This window comes from Streptomyces sp. XM4193, assembly GCF_023072595.1.
GTDB lineage: Bacteria > Actinomycetota > Actinomycetes > Streptomycetales > Streptomycetaceae > Streptomyces.
Genome location: NZ_JALLGK010000001.1, coordinates 1,691,051 through 1,707,021, shown reverse-complemented (window position 1 = coordinate 1,707,021; position 15,971 = coordinate 1,691,051). Strand labels below are relative to the sequence as shown.

Genomic DNA, 15,971 nt, shown 5'->3' with positions numbered 1-15,971 from the left:
CATTCCTGAGCAACACCGCGCACGACAGGAGCACTTGATGCCGATCAGAAGGGCCGTCACCGGTCGCTCGCAGGACCCCCGGGCACGGTTCGCCGAAGAACTGCGGTCCTGCCGCAGGCAGTACGGCAAGACCCTCCGCGAGGTGGGCAGGGAGATCACCTGGGACCACTCCCACCTCGGCCGCATGGAACTCGGGGAGACCCTGGGCGGCCCCGAGATGGTCCAGGACCTCGACCGCCTCTACCGCACCAACTACCTGCTGATCCTCTGGGAGTTGGCCCAGAAGGACCCCAGCCAGTTCCGCGCCCGCTACCGCCGCTACATGGCCATGGAAGCGGAAGCGACCGGAATCCAGATCTACTCACCGGCCATCGTCCCCGGCCTGCTGCAGACTCCGCCGTACGCCGAGGCCGTGCTCCGCGCCGGAGGACTCAAGGGCACAGAGCTCGAAGCGCAGGTCAAAGCGAGGATCGGACGACAGGATCTCCTCGCGGGGAGCAAGCCTCCGAAACTTCGCGCGATCGTTTCCGAGGCCGCCCTCCGCACTCCGATCACCCACGCCTCCGAGTGGCGCGAACAACTGCGGGCGCTCATTGACAGTTCCGGCCCCGTGGATGTCTCACTCCAGGTCGTACCGCTCAGCACCGGTCCGCACGTACTCGCCAACACCTACGTTGACTTCCTCAGACTCCCCTCGGCAGTCACGGTGGCCTGGGTGGAGACATCACACCGAGGCGAGCTTGTGGAGGAAACAGCAGCCGTCGAGCATCTGTTGCTCAGCTACGATCGTGTGCGCGACCAAGCACTGAGCGTTGCCGAGACACACGCGTTGATCACCAACCTCGTGGAGGGCGTGCCATGCGATTCCGCTTCGACATGACGACTACGGCCTGGCGCAAGTCCAGCTACAGCAACTCCGACGGTGGTTCTTGCCTGGAGGTCGCCGACGAGCATGTCGGTGTCCTCCCCGTCCGGGACAGCAAGAACCCGAGCGGTCCGTCACTCCTCTTCACCGCGCACGACTGGAGCAACTTCGTCGACGCCGTGAAGTCCGGAGACCTCTCCGCCTGACACGTGCCGCGCCGGACCCCGTCAACTCACCACAATCAGACGGGGTTCGGCGCGCCTCCCCACCGGGCAGCCTGAGAAGTACACCGCCGGCACCATCATCCGGAGGGCACTCATGCACACCCACCACCTCCGCGTCCCACCACTCACCTGGCGCAAGTCCAGCCACAGCAATGCGGACGGCGGTGACTGTCTGGAGGTCGCCGACTATCTCACCGGCGTCCTGCCCGTCCGCGACAGCAAGAGGCCGACCGGGCCCGTGCTCGTATTTCCGGCCGACAACTGGAACGCATTCGTCTCCGCAATCAAGACCGGGGGCTTCTCCGGCTGACACCGCACACCTCGAACCCCGTCCAATCGACCGCGAGTTGGCGGAGTTCAGCACGGCCCGGCACCGAACAACCACGGTTCACACACCCGGCCAGTCCTCGGAGGTTCCATGCCCTCCCGTCCCGAAATCGCCACTACCGCTTGGCGTAAATCGAGCCACAGCAATCCGGACGGCGGTGACTGTCTCGAAGTCGCCGACGACTTCACCGGCATTCTCCCCGTCCGCGACAGCAAGACGCCGACCGAGCCGGTGCTGGTGTTCCCTGCCGCCGGCTGGGCAGTCTTCATCTCTTCGGTGAAGACCGGCGGTTTCTCCGCATGACATTGGCAGCGACTCCCGCATCCCACCGGCCCACACGACCGGAGGACTTCGTGCACACAGGCCCCGACCTCACTCACGTCACTTGGCGCAAGTCCAGCCACAGCAACCAGGACGGAGGCGAGTGCCTGGAGATCGCCGACGGTCACAGCGGCGTTCTCCCCGTCCGCGACAGCAAGAATCCGGCCGGTCCGGGACTCGTGTTCTCCACCACCGAGTGGGACGCGTTCGTCTCCGCCGTGAAGGCCGGGGACTTCACGGGCTGACGGCCCCGACCCGGCGAGCGGCGAGCGCGCGAACCCCCGTCTCCCTCAGGGGAGTTGGCGTGGTGTGCACGGGCGTGCCCCGCCAGGCACTTCTCCCGTGCCCCGGCCGTCACTTCTCCACGCGTCGTCTGCGTGCGTGGGTGCGGGCCTTCATCCGGTTGCCGCAGACGGCCATGGAGCACCACCGGGCGGTGCCGGGCCGGCTGTGGTCGACGAGGTAGAGGTTGCACTCCTCGTTCGCGCAGGCCCTGAGTCGTCCCGGCAGTTCGGTGATCACGCGCGACCAGGCGAGCACCACACGGGCGGCCAGTTCGTCGTCCGGCGGGGCTGCCAGCTCCCAGGCGACTCCCCCGACGGAGACCGAGGGTCGCAGGCCGGCGTGCTCCAGCGCGGGCACGAGCCCGTCGGTCTCCGTGGAGTCCTCGCGGATCAGCCGCTGAAGGGTGTCGCGCACCTGGCGCAGCCGGTCGCGTTCCTGCTCCGAACCGCAGCCGCCGAGCGCCCGCGACCGGTTCGCCGCCTCCGGTCCGTGCAGCAGGTCGGTGGGCCGACCGTCGACGACCGGCGAGCTGTTGAGCACGGCGAGCAGCAGTTCCTCGTCGTCCACCTCGGCCACTTCCACTCTCCTTGACGCTCGCAGCAGGTCGGTGCATCATCAGCCTAACCTAACCGGTTAATTCACTTTAAGAGGTTACCGTGACTGCTGTGCACCACCGGACCGCCGACATCGACGGACTGCGGGTCTTCTACCGGGAGGCGGGGCCCGAGGACGCGCCCGTGCTGCTGCTCCTCCACGGGTATCCGACGAGCTCGCACATGTTCCGGCATCTGATCCCGGCGCTTGCCGGTCCCTACCGGCTGATCGCACCCGACCACATCGGCTTCGGCCGGTCCTCGGCGCCGGACACAGACGAGTTCGACTACACCTTCGACGCGCTCGCCGACGTGACCCGAAAGCTGCTCGCCGTCCTCGGGGTGCGGCGCTACGGCATCTACGTGCAGGACTACGGGGCGCCGATCGGCTGGCGCCTTGCGCTGGCCGACCCCGAGGCGGTGATCGGCGTCGTCACCCAGAACGGCAACGCCTACGACGCCGGCTTCACACCCGACTTCTGGGCGCCGGTCTGGGCCTACGGCCGGGACAGCGGCCCGGAGAACGAGGAACGCCTGCGGCCGGCCCTGGGCCGGGAGGCGGTGGAGTGGCAGTACACCCACGGCGTGCCGGACCCGAGCCTGGTCGCACCGGACGCGTGGGAGCACGATCTGGCCCTGCTGGGACGGCCGGGGGTCGACCGTGCCCAACTCGCCCTGTTCGCCGACTACTCCAGCAATCCGCCGCTCTATCCGGCGGTGCACGCGTGGCTGCGCTCCAGCGGCGTCCCGGTGCTGGCGGTCTGGGGCCGCAACGACGAGATCTTCGGACCGGCCGGGGCCGAGGCCTTCCGCCGGGACGCCCCGGACGCCGAGGTGCTGCTGCTGGACGGCGGGCACTTCCTGCTGGAGAGCCATCTCGACGAGGTCGCCGACGCCGTCCTCCGGTTTCGGCCGCGCCTGCTCGCCGGACGGCACGCCACCGACACCTGAGCGGGTACGGGCCGAGCGCGACCCGGGCCGAGCGCATACGGATCCAGCGCGGTCCGAGCGCGTGCGGACCTGTCCGCCGGGGGCCGGTGACGCGGCGAACTGCCCGGCGCCGCAGCGGAGTTGACGCATCACCGGTTCCGTCGCGTAGTGCTACCGACGCGTGCGGTGAGCGCGAAGCCCAGAAAATGGGCGCATACCCCTACTGACCCCCGTAGGTCGTACCCCACACTGGAGCACGGTGACTCGGCCGATGTGGCAGAGACACCCGTACGGGGAAGGACTCAAGCGCCGAGCCGAGACGGCCCCTCGCGCCTTTCCCGGTTCGCACGTCGCCCGTGTAAGGCAGCGATCACCGTGGAGGTCGCCCTCGTGCAGACTCTGAGCCCGACCGGTACGGCCACCGCCGTCCCGGCCCCGCAGAACGGTTCCGCTCCCGCCGATCCGCGCGGAGCAACGCGCGTCGACGTGCCTCCCGACGGCGTACCGATCGACGAGGGCGGACCCGAGCCGACGTCCCCGCACGAGCGGATCGACCCGCTCGCGATCGGCGGAAGGGCGTCGGGCCGGGCCGCGCGGGTGCCGTCCCAGGGCGGCCGGGGCCCGGACGGGCCGTCCGCGGACCTGCTGCGCCAGTATCTGCGGGAGATCGGGCGGATACCGCTGCTCAGCGCCGAGGAGGAGGTGGAGCTCGCCAAGCGGGTGGAGGCCGGCCTCTTCGCCGAGGAGCGGCTGCGCGGCGGACAGGAGACCGACACCGAACTCGCCCTGGATCTCGACCGGTTGGTGGTGCGCGGTCGGCTGGCCAAGCGAAGACTCATCGAGTCCAACCTGCGACTGGTCGTCTCGATCGCCAAGCGGTACGTGGGCCGCGGACTGACGATGCTCGATCTCGTCCAGGAGGGGAATCTGGGCCTGATCCGGGCCGTGGAGAAGTTCGACTACGCCCGCGGCTTCAAGTTCTCGACCTACGCGACCTGGTGGATACGCCAGGCGATGTCGCGCGCGCTGGCCGACCAGGCGCGCACCATCCGGGTGCCGGTGCACGTCGTCGAGCTGATCAACCGGGTCATCAGGGTCCAGCGCAGGATGCTCCAGGAACGCGGGTACGAGCCGCCGGCCGAGGAGGTCGCGACGTATCTGGGGATCACCGCGGAACGCGTCGCCGAGGTGCTGAAGCTGGCGCAGGAACCGATCTCGCTGCACACCCCCGTGGGCGAGGAGGAGGATGTGGACCTCGGCGACCTGATCGAGGACAGCGACGCCCCCTCGCCGGTGGAGTCGGCGGCGTTCCTGCTGCTGCGCCAGCATCTGGAGGCGGTGCTCTCCACGCTGGGCGAGCGCGAGCGCAAGGTCGTGCAGCTGCGGTACGGGCTCGGCGACGGGCAGCCGCGCACGCTGGAGGAGATCGGCCGGCTCTTCGGCGTGACCAGGGAGCGGATACGGCAGATCGAGTCCAAGACGCTCGGCAAGCTGCGCGACCACACCTACGCGGGTCAACTCCGGGGCTACCTCGACTGATCGGCGGCCCGCGCCCCGCCCGCGTTCCCGTCCCCGCCCGCGTTCCTTTCGCCGCCCGCGTTCACGCCCCGCCCGCGCTCCCCTCCCGGCCCGCGTCCCGGCCGCCCGCGTTCCCGTTCCGGCTGCGGAGGGGGCCGGGCAGGTCCAGAGGCGCGGGCGGGGGCAGCGGTTCTGCGTGCTCGGCGCGGAAGGAGTGCAGGAAGTAGGCCACCAGGCGCCGGGAAGCCGCCGTCGAACCCGGCGCCGAGTCCCCGACGACACCGCAGTTGGCCCGTAGCAGGAGCACGACGTCGGAGACCTCGAAGTCCGCACGCAGCTTCCCGGTCCCCTTGGCCGCACGCACGAGCCGGGCCAACCCCTCGTCGGCCCGGTCGCGTTCGCGGCCGAACTCGCCGCTGTCCGGGAACTCGGAGAGGAACGCCTCGGTGAAGCCGCGGTCGGCGGCCTGCATCGCACAGACCTGCTCGATGAGCGTGCAGAAACCGTGCCAGGGATCGGGGTCCGCCAGCGCCTCGTCCAACACCCCGACACAGCGCGACAGTTGACGGGAGAAGGCCGCCGTCACCAGTGAGGCGCGAGTCGGGAAGCGGCGGTAGACGGTGGCGACGCCGACACCCGCGCGTCGGGCGATGGTGGCGACCGGCACGTCGATTCCGTGCGCGGTGTACGCCTCGCGGGCGGCCCGCAGGATGCGCTCGCGGTTGTAGCGGGCGTCGATGCGCAGCCCGTCCGACGCACCGCCGGCCGCCGCGGCGGGAAGGTCCTTGTGAGAAGGCTGGTCGCGCATGTCTCTCACTTTAACGGCAACCGGAAGGGCCCGTCCGTTTCCCTGGTTAACGTGGGAAAACAGGCCCGCGGTACCCACCGCGCCGACTGACGGGACAGCGAAGTGAACGAGATGCTGGCAGCCCTCTACGACAGTTACGGACCGCCCGAGGTGCTGTACGTGGGCCGGGTGCCCGTCCCGGTGCCGAAGCCCGGCGAGGTCCTCGTGCGGGTCAGTGCGGCAAGCGTCAACGGCGGCGAACTGCACGGCCGGGCGGGGCGCGTCCGCCTGGTCACCGGGCGCCGCTTCCCCCAGCGCACCGGCCTGGACTTCGTCGGAGAGGTCGTCCCGGGCGGCGCCGCGGCGGACGGACCGCGGGCGGGCGAGCAGGTGTGGGGCGTGCTGCCGCGCGGACAGTTCGGCAGCGCGGCGGAGTACGTCGCCGTCCACCCCCGACGGCTCGCCCCCGCTCCCGCGGGGGTGGACGCCGTGCAGGCCGCCGCACTGCCCGGAACCGGTACGACCGCGATCACCGCACTGCGCGACAAGGCGCAACTGCGCCCGGGCGAGCGGCTGTTGGTGCGCGGAGCAAGCGGCGGGGTCGGCAGCGTCGCCGTCCAGCTCGGCAAGGCGCTCGGCGCGCATGTCACCGGGCTGGCGGGCCCGAGGAACCTCGACTTCGTCCGCGAACTGGGCGCCGAGGAGGCCCTGAGCCACACCACGACCGACGCCGCCGATCTGGACAGCTTCGACGTCGTCCTCGACACCGTCGGCACCCACCACCCGGCCTACCGCAGACTGCTGGCCCCGGGCGGACGGATGGTGGCCGTCGCCTTCGACACCGAGCACGTGCTGGCCGGCCTCGGCTACATCCTGGGCTCCGCGGTGCACGGCCGCCGCCGGGTGCGGGTCTTCAGCGGCAATCCGCAGCGCGAACTCCTCGCCGACCTCACCCGGTTCGTCGAGACCGGAGCCGTCCGCCCCGTCGTGGACACCGTCCGGCCGCTGGCCGAGATCGCCGACGCCCACCGCGCGCTGGAGGCGGGCGGCGTACGCGGGAAGCACGTGCTGCGGATCCCCTGAGCCGGCCCGGAGCACAGGTGCCGAACGCAGGAAGCCGAACGCAGGCGCCGAGCGCACGTGCCGGGGCGGACGCGCAGGTGCCGGGGCGGACGCGTCGCTACGTCGCGGTCTGGCCGCTGGTCGCGGCGAAGGCGCCGGGGTGGCGCTCGTCGCGCACCGCCGCGTACTGCTGGTGCACCGCCTGGCCGACGGCGACGTCCTCGCCCGGATCGTGCACCTCGCCGGCGGCGGCCGGCCAGACCGGCGGGTCGTACGCGCCGAGGCGGCCGTCGTGGACACCGAGCGCCCAGGCGGCCTGCCGGGCGGCGCCGAGCGTGGTGTAGTCGGCTGCCTCGGGCACCACGACCCGGGCGCCGAAGAGCGCTGGTGCCAGCCGGGTGACCGCGGGGAGCCCGGCCGCCGAGCCGAGCAGGAAGACCCGCCGGACCTGGACACCTCGCGCACGCAGGACGCCGAGCGCGTCCGCCAGACCGCAGAGCATGCCCTCGAACGCCGCGCGCGCCAGATGCTCGGGCTTCATCGACTCCCGGCGCAGCCCGGCCAACGTGCCGGCGGTGTGCGGGAGTTCGGGGGTGCGTTCGCCGTCCAGGTACGGCAGCAGCACGAGCCCGTGCGCACCGGGGGTCGAGCGCAGGGCGAGTTCGGAGAGGCCGGGCAGGTCGACGCCGAGCAGTTCCGCGGTGCCCCGGAGCGCGCGTACGGCGTTCTGGGTGCGGACGACCGGCAGATGGCGGCCGGTGGCGTCGGCGAAGGAGGTGATGGTGCCGGTCGGGTCGGCCAGCGCGGAGTGGTGGATCGCCGAGACCGAGCCGGAGGCACCGAGCGAGACGACCGCGTCGCCGTCGCTGATGCCGAGTCCGAAGGCGGCGGCCATGGTCTCACCCGTGCCGGCCGAGATCAGCAGCCCCTCGGGGGTGCGTCCGGCAGCCTCGGCGGGGGCCAGCACCTCGGGCAGTCCGGCCTGGTGGCCGAGTGCCAGCTCGACCAGGTCGGGACGCCAACTCCCGTCCGCCGCCGACCAGTAGCCGGTGCCGGAGGCGTCGCCGCGGTCGGTGGTGCGGCGCGCCGGACGGCCGAGCAGCTGCCAGGTCAGCCAGTCGTGCGGCTGCGCCACGGCCGCGACGCGCTCCGCGGCGGCGGGCTCGGTACGGGCCAGCTGCCGCAGCTTGGTCACCGCGCGCCCGGCCTCCGGTACGCAGCCGACGGCCTGCGCCCAGGCGTACCGGCCGCCGAGCGCGTCGATCAGGTCGGTGGCGGCGCCCTGTTCGCGCGGGTCGTTGCCGACGAGCGCGGGGCAGACCGCGTTCCCGTGGTGGTCGAGCGGTACGACGCCCTGCTGCTGCGCGGAGACCCCGATGGCCTGTACGCCCTCCAGGAGCCCGCCGCCCGCCGCCTCGCCGAAGCCCATCAGCCAGGCCTGCGGATCGGCCCGCGTCGGTTTGCCGCCGTCCGGTTCGGGAGCGGTGTGGTGGGCCGCGTACCCCTCCCGGATGACGGCACCGGTGTCCGTGTCGCACACGACGATGCGGGTGCTGTCGAGCGAGCTGTCCAGTCCAGCGACGATCCCCATGGGTGGAGATGATGCCGTACCGCCCGATGTGACGGGTCCCAGGGGCTCACCGGGCCATGTCCGGGGCCCGCCCGTCCCCGTCGCGTCGCCGTCGTGTCCGGACCGGTTCCGCCCGGGGACGCGGGTGGGCCGCGGGCGGGGCCGGACAGCGGCGGCGTGCGCGGATCAGCGGCGGTCGTAGGTGAGGAAGAGCGCCCCGCTCTCCAGGGCCACATGGTCCGTGAGGGTCCAGACACGGGGGTCGAAGGCGGCGTCGCGGCCGAAGAGGGGGATGCCGCTGCCGATGGTCAGCGGGCCCAGCTTCACGATCAGCCGGTCGATCTCGGTGTACAGCGAGCCGGCGAGCTTCCCGCCGCCGATCAGCCAGATGTCCTTGCCCTCCTGCTGCTTGAGTTCCCGCACGGTCGTCGCCGGGTCGCTGCGCAGCACCTCGACGGCCGGGTCCGGGCTCTCGGCCAGCGTCGTGGAGAACACCAGGTGCCGCAGGTGCGGGAAGGCGTCGGTGACACCCGCGGCCAGACCGACCCCGTACGAGGCGCGCCCCTCCACGACGGTGTCGAAGTGCGTTCCCTCGGCCGTGACGCCCATCGCCTGCCGGGCCGGGCCGGGCAGCGTCTCCGGATACGTCTCGATCATGTGCCGCACATAGTCCTCGGGGATCGGCCAGAAGCCCTCCGGGCCGGACGGGTCGGCTCCGTCGGGGCCCGCGACGAAACCGTCGAGCGTGGAGGCGACGTAGTAGACGAGTTTGCGCATGTGGCTCTCCGGGACGACGGATCAGGGCAGTGCGCCCACATCATGCCCAACGCGCAACCTCCGGGCGCAGCCAGGGTGTTCGCCGCGCAGCGCGGCGTACGGACGGGCGCACCGCGCACGGTCGGCACACCGCGCGCGGCGCGCGTGGTGTGGCGGCGCGGGCGGGCTATGCGCCCGGGTCGAGGTCTCCGTCGACGTAGACCCAGGCGCCCTGATGACGCACGAAGCGGCTTTTCTCGTGCAGCTCGCCGGGACGGCCGTCATCGCTGAAGTACGCCCGGAACTCCACCGTGCCGCCGGCGCCGAACGGCCCGCCGTCGTCACTGGCCAGGATCTCCAGCCGCAGCCACCGCACCCCGTCCTCCAGCCGCAGCGCACCCGGCCTGGTGCGGGGGTGCCAACTGCGCAGCAGATACGCCTCGTCGCGCAGCACGAAGGCGCTGTACCGCGAGCGCATCAGCTGCTCGGGCGTGCTCGCGGCGGCGGCGCCGCTGTGCAGCGGGCCGCAGCACTCCGGTAGCCCCGCGCCGCTGCCGCAGGGGCAGAGCGCGGGACGGGCGTCGCGGGCGGAACCGGCGGTGCGGGAAGAACCGGCAGTACGGGCGGCACCGGCGGTACGGGCGGCACCGGCGGTACGGGCGGAGGAACGGGGTCGTCCGGTCATGGGGCCATTGTCGCCGGGCAGGCAGCCGTCCCACCGAGCGGGCCCGCCCCCGTACCGCCGCGTCGGCTCCGTACGTCCCGCGCGCCCGTACCGTCGGACCGGGCACGCGCCGCCTACGCCGCGGTCGGGTGGCCCGATTCGCCGGTGGTGCGGGCCGACGGTGCCTGCGCCGCGACGTCGAGGGCGCGGACGACGAGGGCCAGTTCGTTGCGCAGGGTGTAGTACGGGCGTATCCGGGCCGGGAGTCGGGTGTCGCGGATGCGGGCGGGCGGGATCACATCGGTCTCCTTGCGGTCGGCCGCGTCGCCCCGCACTCTGCTGACCAGCACCGGCTCGGCCCCCGGCTCGGCGGTGAACTCCAGGTCCCAGAGGGTCCGTTCGCCCTCCCACTGCGCGAGCAGCGCCCGCAGCGGCAGGGTGAAGACCACCTCTCCGCCGGGGTGTTCGCTGTCGGACAGCCATGCGGTCGGGCAGTCGACCGCGAGCACGTCGGAGTCCCGCGGCACCGCGCGCACCCGGGGCCGGGCGGCGTCGCGCGCCGCGCCGTACAGCCGCAGCACCACCGTCAGCGTCTCGCTGCCCGTTCCGCCCACCGAGCCGCCGGTCGCCTCGGCCACCCAGCCGTCGGTCGTTCCGTCCGCCCGGCCGGCGCCTGTTCCGTCGGCCGCCAGGTGCACCCGGTCGACCTCGGCGTGGGCGGGGCGCAGCCAGGTGCGCAGGGTGAGGTTGCCCTCGACGGTGCCGTACGGGATCCAGTGGCTCACGCCCTCCGGGTCGGACCGCAGCGGCAGGGCCAGCAGTTCGCCCTGTTCGACCACGCCCGACTCGATCCGCAGCCGCCGCCCCTGCTTCTCGGCCCTGCCGGGGCGTTTGGCCGGGGCGAGGTAGAGGTCCCAGCGACCTTCGGCCAGCCGGTGGCCGTCGCGGTCGAGCACGACGTCCAGTCGTCCTTCGCGCGCCTCCGAACGCGGCGGCAGCGGCAGCCGCACATCCTCGTGCCCGGAGTCCTTGCGTCTGCGCAACAGCAGGTCCCAGTGGCCGGAGGGCAGCCGGTCGGTGTCCAGGCCGAAGACCGGCGAACCGTCCGGCGCGACCACGCAGTCGGCGATCGGGGCCAGTTCCTCGCGCGGTGCCCGGCGGACGCGCGGGACCGCGGCGGGCAGCCCGCGACGGAAGGCCTCCCGGAGCCGTCGCACCGCCCCGACCCCGTCCGCGGACTGCTGCGGCACAGCGGCCCGCGGTGCGCCGAGTTCCTCGAAGAGGTCCAGATAGCGCTGCCCCACCAGCTCCGGCACATAGCGCGCGGCCTTCTGGCCCGCCCTGGCGCTCATCGCCTCGCGACGCTCCCGGCTGCCCATGAGGATCCACAGCGCGTCGGCGAGCGCGTCGGCACCTCCGGAGAGCGGGACGAGCAACCCGTCGGTGCCGGAGCTGATGATCTCCCCCGGTCCGTACGGGCAGTCGGTCGCGACGACCGGCAGGCCGCAGTGCATCGCCTCGACGATGGTCATGCCGAAGGCCTCGTTGTCCGAACTGACCGCCGCCAGCTCGCCCTTGGCCCACTCGGTCTCGATCGGGGAGACCGCGCCCATCAGCCGTACCCGGTCGTAGAGCCCGAGCCGGTCGATCTGGCGGCGCAGCGCTCCGGCCTGCTTGCCGCGGCCGTAGATGCGCAGCGACCAGTCCGGGTAGTCGGGGGCGACCCGGGCGAAGGCGTCGATCAGCCGGTCGTACCGCTTGACCTTGGCCAGGCGCCCGGCGGCGACGATCGTCCGGGTGTTGCCGGTGACGCGTCGCACGCGCGGTCGCGGTACGGCGTTGGGGATGCAGGTGATGCGGGTGGTCACGTCGGGGAGGGCGGCGCGGTAGTGGGCGGCGTCCGCCTCGGAGACGGTGACGAAGGCGTCGAGTTCGGCGAGCGCGCGGTTCTGGTCGGCGCGCTGCTGCTCGTTGTGCATTTCGAGCGTGAGGTGCTCCTGGCCGATGCGCAGGCAGCGGGGATCCCCGTAGCGGGCGAGGTAGCCGTTGAGCAGCGGGCGGGTGGCGATGACGACATCGGCGTCGGTGCGGCGCAGATGGGACTGGACGCGTTCGTCGGTCAGCCGGGAGGGCGCGAGCGGGCCGAAGGCGACCCCGGAGTCCTGCCACATGCTGCTGGGGCGCTGCGCGGCGAGCGTACGGCGGGCGCAGCCGGGCTCTCCGCGGCGCCACTCGATGAGCGGACGCACGGTGACGCCGGGGCCGAGTGCGAGTGCGGGTTCGGCCGCGGTGCGGTAGACGGACGCGATCTCGACGGTGTGCCCGGCCGCGGCCAGCGCGGCGCTGAGGTTCACCGTCGAGCGGATGGTGCCGCCTATGCCGTAGAGGTTGTAAATCAGAAAGGAAATCTTCACAGCAGTCCCCCATGCGCACGCCAACCACCGTTGCGGGAAGGCGAGTTCGGGGCCGGGGTGCTCCACCTCGGCCGGTGCGTTTCGCACTGGACTAGAGCCCGTGGGAGCCGGGAGGTTGCCGGAGGACGCGGAGGGGCGACGCAGGTCACACCTCCGGTCAAAAGCCGCTAAAGACCACTCCCCGGTCGACTCAAATCGGGAACCGAAGGCGCCCGAAAAGCATCCGCGGACACCGATTACCCCTTTTGGCCCCATGGTGGGTTCGCAGTTCACCGGTCGCAACCCGGGCCCGAACGGGGTACCGAAAGCCGCACTCCGCGCAGGTCGCGGCGGAGGCCGGGCGCACAGAGCGGGGCACACCGGGCTGGCACACCGGGCGGGCACACCGGGCGGCGGAACGGAACAAATCCTTCGACAGCAGGCCCGGGCGGCGTGCAGAGTCCGTGCCCATGACGAGCAGCGAAGTGTGGAGCCGCGGTACCGCCGAACGCTACGACGACGAAGAACGCGCCAACTCCTCCGCCGAGACGCTCGGGCCGATGCTCGACCTGCTGGCGGAGCTGGCCGGGGACGGCCGGGCGCTGGAGTTCGCCATCGGCACCGGAAGAGTGGGGTGCCCACTGCGCGAACGCGGCACGCCGGTGGCCGGGATCGAGCTCTCCCCGCACATGGTCGCGGTGCTGCGGCGCAAGATCGACGAGGACCGGCTCCCGGTCGCCGTCGGAGACATGGCCACCACCGTGGTCCCCGGCGAGTTCTCGCTGGTCTACCTCGTCTACAACACGATCTCCAATCTGCTCACCCAGGACGAGCAGGTCGAGTGCTTCCGCAACGCGGCCCGGCACCTGGCGCCCGGCGGCCGGTTCGTCGTCGAGCTGGGCGTACCGCCGCTGCGGTCCCTGCCGCCCGGCCAGAACGCGGTCCCCTTCGACGTCTCCGAGCGGCATCTGGGCTTCGACACCTTCGACCTGGTCGCACAGCTCCTCGTCTCGCACCACTTCACCCGCGCCGACGACCCGGGGGGCAGACGAAGCAGCGACCGGCGACGGTGTCCGTTTCCGGCGGGGCGCTTCGCGGCACCGGTACGCCTGGCCCGCGGAGCTCGACCTGATGGCACGCATCGCCGGACTGGAGCTGGAGCGGCGCACGGGCGACTGGAGCGGGACACCGTTCACCGGGGACTCCCCGAAGCACGTCTCGGTGTGGCGCAAGCCGGCCTGAATCGGCAGCCGTCCACGCGCACCGGAACGGGGCGGGACAGAACTGGACGGGACGGCAGGACGGGACGGCAGGACGGGACGGGTCAGCCGCGGAGCCGGCCCTGGCGGTTCTGCACCTCGCCCCGCGCCGAGTACGCGACCGGCGCCCCTGCCGACAGGTCGCCCGGCGGGATGCCGGGGTGGTGCTCCACCGGCGAGGACACCGGCGGGGGCGGGGCGTCCGACGGGGACCCCTGCGGGGGCTCCAGGGAGAGCCGGGAGACGATCCGGTAGCGGTCGCCGCGGTAGAGCGCGTGCACGTACTCCACCGGACGGTCGTCGGTGTCCGTGGTCAGGCGCTCGAAGAGCAGCGCGGGCGAGAGCTCGGGGACCTCCAGCAGCCGGGACTCCTCGGGAGTGGCCACGGTCGGCTCGATCGACTGCACCGCCTCCCGGACGTGCACGCCGTGCCGCGTGCGCAACTGCTCGTGCAGACGCCCCCGTTCCAACTCGGCCGCGGTCAGCCCGGGGACGCGCTCCAGCGGCAGATGCAGATACTCCAGAGCCATCGGCACCCCGTCGACCAGCCGGAGCCTGACCACGTACCGCACCCGCCCGGCGGGCGACATCCGCAACCGGCGCCCCACCCGCGCACCGGCGGGCACCACGGTGAACTCCAGCAACCGGCTGCTCCACACCCCCGCGGCCCGGGGCAGGCTGAACGCGCCCTGTTCCGGGGCGAGTTCCTGGACGATCTTCTCGGGGGCGACGAACATGCCCCGGCCGTGCTCACGCACCAGCAGCCCTTCGCGGACCAGCTCGTCCACGGCCGCCCGCAGGGTGGGGCGGGAGACGCCGAGGTCGGCGCAGAGGGCCCGTTCGGAGGGGATGGCGTCGCCCGGACGGCGCGTCTCCAGGAGTTCGAGGATCGCCTGACGGACCCGTTCGCGTTTGAGCACCGCACCCGAGGCGGCGGGGTCGATCGTCATCCGGCAGGCACTCTCTTCGGTCGACGGCAACGTGCGGGCGGCGGCGGGCAGTTCGGCCCGCGCGGTCGGCAACGGGCTGCTCGCGGACGGCAGTTCACCGACGGGCGGACTCGGTGGGCCGGTTCACCGGCGGGCCGGAGCCGCACCGGCCGCCGGTTGACCAGTATCCACCCACTGGTCAACCCCGGGGCGAGAGCGCTCTCAGCCCTCAAATCCCGTGCACGCACGGGTACTTGACGACCGGAATGGTCCATGCCAATGTCGAGCCCGCGCCCAACTGGTAAGCCGCCCCTCCCCACTGGTCAAGTCCGCCCCGGCGCACCCCGGACCAACCGCCGTGCCCGGCCCGGGCCTGCTCGCCGCTTCCCCCGCGGGCGCCCACCGCCGTTCCTCCTCCCCCACCGAAGGGACCGCACGATGCGCACCCACTCCCGCCACCTGCGTACGACGCTGGCCTGCGCCGCGCTGCTCGGCGGCGCCGCCGCACTGGCCACCCTGCCCGCCTCCGCGTCCACCGCCGCACCGGAGGCGAAGGAGGTGCAACACCGCGCGGGTGAGGCGCTCTTCGACGACTTCGCCTACAGCTCCCACACCGACCCGGCGCTCGGCTCCAACGGCTGGCACGTCCGCTCCTCGCCCGGCGGCCCCGGGGTGCCCGGCGCCACCTGGGACCCCTCGAAGGTCACCTTCCACAACGACGGCGGCGACTCCGTGATGAACCTGGAGACCTCCACCTCCGGCACGGGCGCGAGCACCACGCACACCGAGATCCTCACCAAGAGCACCAAGTTCAGGAACGGCACCTACGCGGCCCGGGTGAAGTTCGCCGACGAGCCCAAGCACGGCCCGGACGGCGACCGCCTCGTCCAGGCGTTCTTCACCATCAACGACCTCAAGGCGCCGATGGCCAAGGACTACTCGGAGTACGACTTCGAGTACCTGCCCAACGGAGGGTGGGGCGAAAGCGACCACACTCTCTTCGTCACCTCCTGGGACACCTACAACCCCGAGCCCTGGGAAGCCGTCAACGAGCACACCGCCGACCGCTCGGGGCACGCCGGCTGGCGCGATCTGGTCGTCACCATCGACGACCGCGAGATCACCTACTACGTCGACGGACAGCACTTCGGCACCCACGGCGCCGAGTACCTGCCCGAACGGCCGATGTCGATCAACTTCAACCAGTGGCTGATCGATCTGGACGCCCTGACCTCCGACGAGCCCCGTGCCTACGACCAGCAGGTCGACTACGTCCTGCACGTCAAGGACCAGGTCCTCAGCCCGGCCGAGGTGGCCGACCGGGTCGCCGACTACCGCGCCTCCGGCACACCGTTCGTGGACGAGATCCCCGAGCCCTGACCCGAAGCCCGGACGGTGAGGCCCGGACCGCGCGTCCGGTACCGCGCGTACCGGCCCGCGGCACCGGACGTCGAACCGGCACCCGGTGGGGACGCGGTGGGAGCGGA

At 72.3% G+C, this 15,971-nt stretch carries 15 protein-coding genes and 2 pseudogenes; 10 read left to right on the top strand and 7 right to left on the bottom strand.

Annotation, left to right across the window (positions count from 1 at the left end; translation table 11 throughout):
* The first annotated feature begins 37 nt into the window (after positions 1 to 37).
* From MTQ01_RS07175 to MTQ01_RS07155, 5 genes are all read left to right on the top strand, one after another.
* Positions 38 to 880 (top strand): helix-turn-helix transcriptional regulator, encoded by an 843-nt coding sequence (locus tag MTQ01_RS07175; protein WP_247487560.1) that lies wholly within the window; start codon positions 38 to 40, stop codon positions 878 to 880.
* The gene (locus MTQ01_RS07170; RefSeq protein ID WP_247487558.1) at positions 877 to 1,071 is read left to right on the top strand and encodes a DUF397 domain-containing protein; all 195 of its coding nucleotides are present in this window, start codon (positions 877 to 879) and stop codon (positions 1,069 to 1,071) included. Before MTQ01_RS07175 ends, MTQ01_RS07170 begins: the two co-directional genes overlap by 4 nt.
* 112 nt (positions 1,072 to 1,183) lie before the next feature.
* Positions 1,184 to 1,399, top strand: a complete 216-nt coding sequence (locus tag MTQ01_RS07165) for a DUF397 domain-containing protein (protein ID WP_247487556.1) — start codon at positions 1,184 to 1,186, stop codon at positions 1,397 to 1,399.
* Positions 1,400 to 1,507: 108 nt separating this feature from the next.
* On the top strand, positions 1,508 to 1,720 hold the full coding sequence (locus MTQ01_RS07160; protein ID WP_247487554.1) for a DUF397 domain-containing protein: 213 nt from the start codon (positions 1,508 to 1,510) through the stop codon (positions 1,718 to 1,720).
* Between the two features lie 50 nt (positions 1,721 to 1,770).
* A complete protein-coding gene (locus MTQ01_RS07155; RefSeq protein ID WP_247487552.1) occupies positions 1,771 to 1,983 on the top strand; it encodes a DUF397 domain-containing protein in 213 nt (70 codons plus the stop codon).
* A 109-nt stretch (positions 1,984 to 2,092) separates the two neighbouring features.
* Here MTQ01_RS07155 and MTQ01_RS07150 read toward each other — a convergent pair whose 3' ends face one another.
* Positions 2,093 to 2,599, bottom strand: coding sequence for a CGNR zinc finger domain-containing protein (locus tag MTQ01_RS07150; RefSeq protein WP_247487550.1), 507 nt, complete (start codon positions 2,597 to 2,599; stop codon positions 2,093 to 2,095).
* Positions 2,600 to 2,679: 80 nt separating this feature from the next.
* Between MTQ01_RS07150 and MTQ01_RS07145 the strand changes: the two genes are divergently transcribed.
* Together MTQ01_RS07145 and MTQ01_RS07140 are read left to right on the top strand one after the other, a co-directional pair.
* Positions 2,680 to 3,567: an alpha/beta hydrolase gene (locus MTQ01_RS07145; protein ID WP_247487548.1), complete on the top strand. Its 888-nt coding sequence runs from the start codon at positions 2,680 to 2,682 to the stop codon at positions 3,565 to 3,567.
* A gap of 147 nt (positions 3,568 to 3,714) precedes the next feature.
* Positions 3,715 to 5,085, top strand: coding sequence for a sigma-70 family RNA polymerase sigma factor (locus MTQ01_RS07140; protein ID WP_374207619.1), 1,371 nt, complete (start codon positions 3,715 to 3,717; stop codon positions 5,083 to 5,085).
* A gap of 61 nt (positions 5,086 to 5,146) precedes the next feature.
* On the opposite strand, the gene MTQ01_RS07135 is transcribed toward MTQ01_RS07140, so the two are convergent.
* Positions 5,147 to 5,872 carry a TetR/AcrR family transcriptional regulator gene (locus MTQ01_RS07135; RefSeq protein WP_247487547.1) on the bottom strand — a complete coding sequence of 242 codons (726 nt, stop codon included), beginning with the start codon at positions 5,870 to 5,872 and terminating at the stop codon, positions 5,147 to 5,149.
* A 102-nt stretch (positions 5,873 to 5,974) separates the two neighbouring features.
* On the opposite strand from MTQ01_RS07135, the gene MTQ01_RS07130 reads away from it, so the two are divergent.
* Positions 5,975 to 6,934 (top strand): NAD(P)-dependent alcohol dehydrogenase, encoded by a 960-nt coding sequence (locus MTQ01_RS07130; RefSeq protein ID WP_247487545.1) that lies wholly within the window; start codon positions 5,975 to 5,977, stop codon positions 6,932 to 6,934.
* A gap of 97 nt (positions 6,935 to 7,031) precedes the next feature.
* On the opposite strand, the gene MTQ01_RS07125 is transcribed toward MTQ01_RS07130, so the two are convergent.
* The 4 genes from MTQ01_RS07125 to MTQ01_RS07110 form a co-directional block, all read right to left on the bottom strand.
* Positions 7,032 to 8,504, bottom strand: coding sequence for an FGGY family carbohydrate kinase (locus MTQ01_RS07125; RefSeq protein WP_247487543.1), 1,473 nt, complete (start codon positions 8,502 to 8,504; stop codon positions 7,032 to 7,034).
* A gap of 165 nt (positions 8,505 to 8,669) precedes the next feature.
* The gene (locus MTQ01_RS07120) at positions 8,670 to 9,260 is read right to left on the bottom strand and encodes a dihydrofolate reductase family protein (RefSeq protein ID WP_247487541.1); all 591 of its coding nucleotides are present in this window, start codon (positions 9,258 to 9,260) and stop codon (positions 8,670 to 8,672) included.
* A gap of 166 nt (positions 9,261 to 9,426) precedes the next feature.
* A complete protein-coding gene (locus tag MTQ01_RS07115; protein ID WP_247487539.1) occupies positions 9,427 to 9,924 on the bottom strand; it encodes a YchJ family protein in 498 nt (165 codons plus the stop codon).
* Between the two features lie 113 nt (positions 9,925 to 10,037).
* Positions 10,038 to 12,317, bottom strand: a complete 2,280-nt coding sequence (locus MTQ01_RS07110; protein WP_247487537.1) for a glycosyltransferase family 4 protein — start codon at positions 12,315 to 12,317, stop codon at positions 10,038 to 10,040.
* A 449-nt stretch (positions 12,318 to 12,766) separates the two neighbouring features.
* Here MTQ01_RS07110 and MTQ01_RS07105 point away from each other — a divergent pair.
* Positions 12,767 to 13,538: pseudogene (locus MTQ01_RS07105) on the top strand (class I SAM-dependent methyltransferase).
* Between the two features lie 82 nt (positions 13,539 to 13,620).
* Here the strand turns inward: MTQ01_RS07105 and MTQ01_RS07100 are convergent.
* Positions 13,621 to 14,505, bottom strand: coding sequence for a GntR family transcriptional regulator (locus MTQ01_RS07100; RefSeq protein ID WP_247487535.1), 885 nt, complete (start codon positions 14,503 to 14,505; stop codon positions 13,621 to 13,623).
* A gap of 552 nt (positions 14,506 to 15,057) precedes the next feature.
* On the opposite strand from MTQ01_RS07100, the pseudogene MTQ01_RS07095 reads away from it, so the two are divergent.
* Positions 15,058 to 15,864: pseudogene (locus MTQ01_RS07095) on the top strand (glycoside hydrolase family 16 protein); the annotation flags it as partial.
* Between the last annotated feature and the right edge of the window lie 107 nt (positions 15,865 to 15,971).

Coding starts and splice junctions, on each gene's coding strand:
- MTQ01_RS07175 (WP_247487560.1), top strand. CDS start 38: ATGCCGATCAGAAGGGCCGTCACCGGTCGCTCGCAGGACCCCCGGGCA.
- MTQ01_RS07170 (WP_247487558.1), top strand. CDS start 877: ATGACGACTACGGCCTGGCGCAAGTCCAGCTACAGCAACTCCGACGGT.
- MTQ01_RS07165 (WP_247487556.1), top strand. CDS start 1,184: ATGCACACCCACCACCTCCGCGTCCCACCACTCACCTGGCGCAAGTCC.
- MTQ01_RS07160 (WP_247487554.1), top strand. CDS start 1,508: ATGCCCTCCCGTCCCGAAATCGCCACTACCGCTTGGCGTAAATCGAGC.
- MTQ01_RS07135 (WP_247487547.1), bottom strand. CDS start 5,872: ATGCGCGACCAGCCTTCTCACAAGGACCTTCCCGCCGCGGCGGCCGGC.
- MTQ01_RS07125 (WP_247487543.1), bottom strand. CDS start 8,504: ATGGGGATCGTCGCTGGACTGGACAGCTCGCTCGACAGCACCCGCATC.
- MTQ01_RS07120 (WP_247487541.1), bottom strand. CDS start 9,260: ATGCGCAAACTCGTCTACTACGTCGCCTCCACGCTCGACGGTTTCGTC.
- MTQ01_RS07115 (WP_247487539.1), bottom strand. CDS start 9,924: ATGACCGGACGACCCCGTTCCTCCGCCCGTACCGCCGGTGCCGCCCGT.
- MTQ01_RS07100 (WP_247487535.1), bottom strand. CDS start 14,505: ATGACGATCGACCCCGCCGCCTCGGGTGCGGTGCTCAAACGCGAACGG.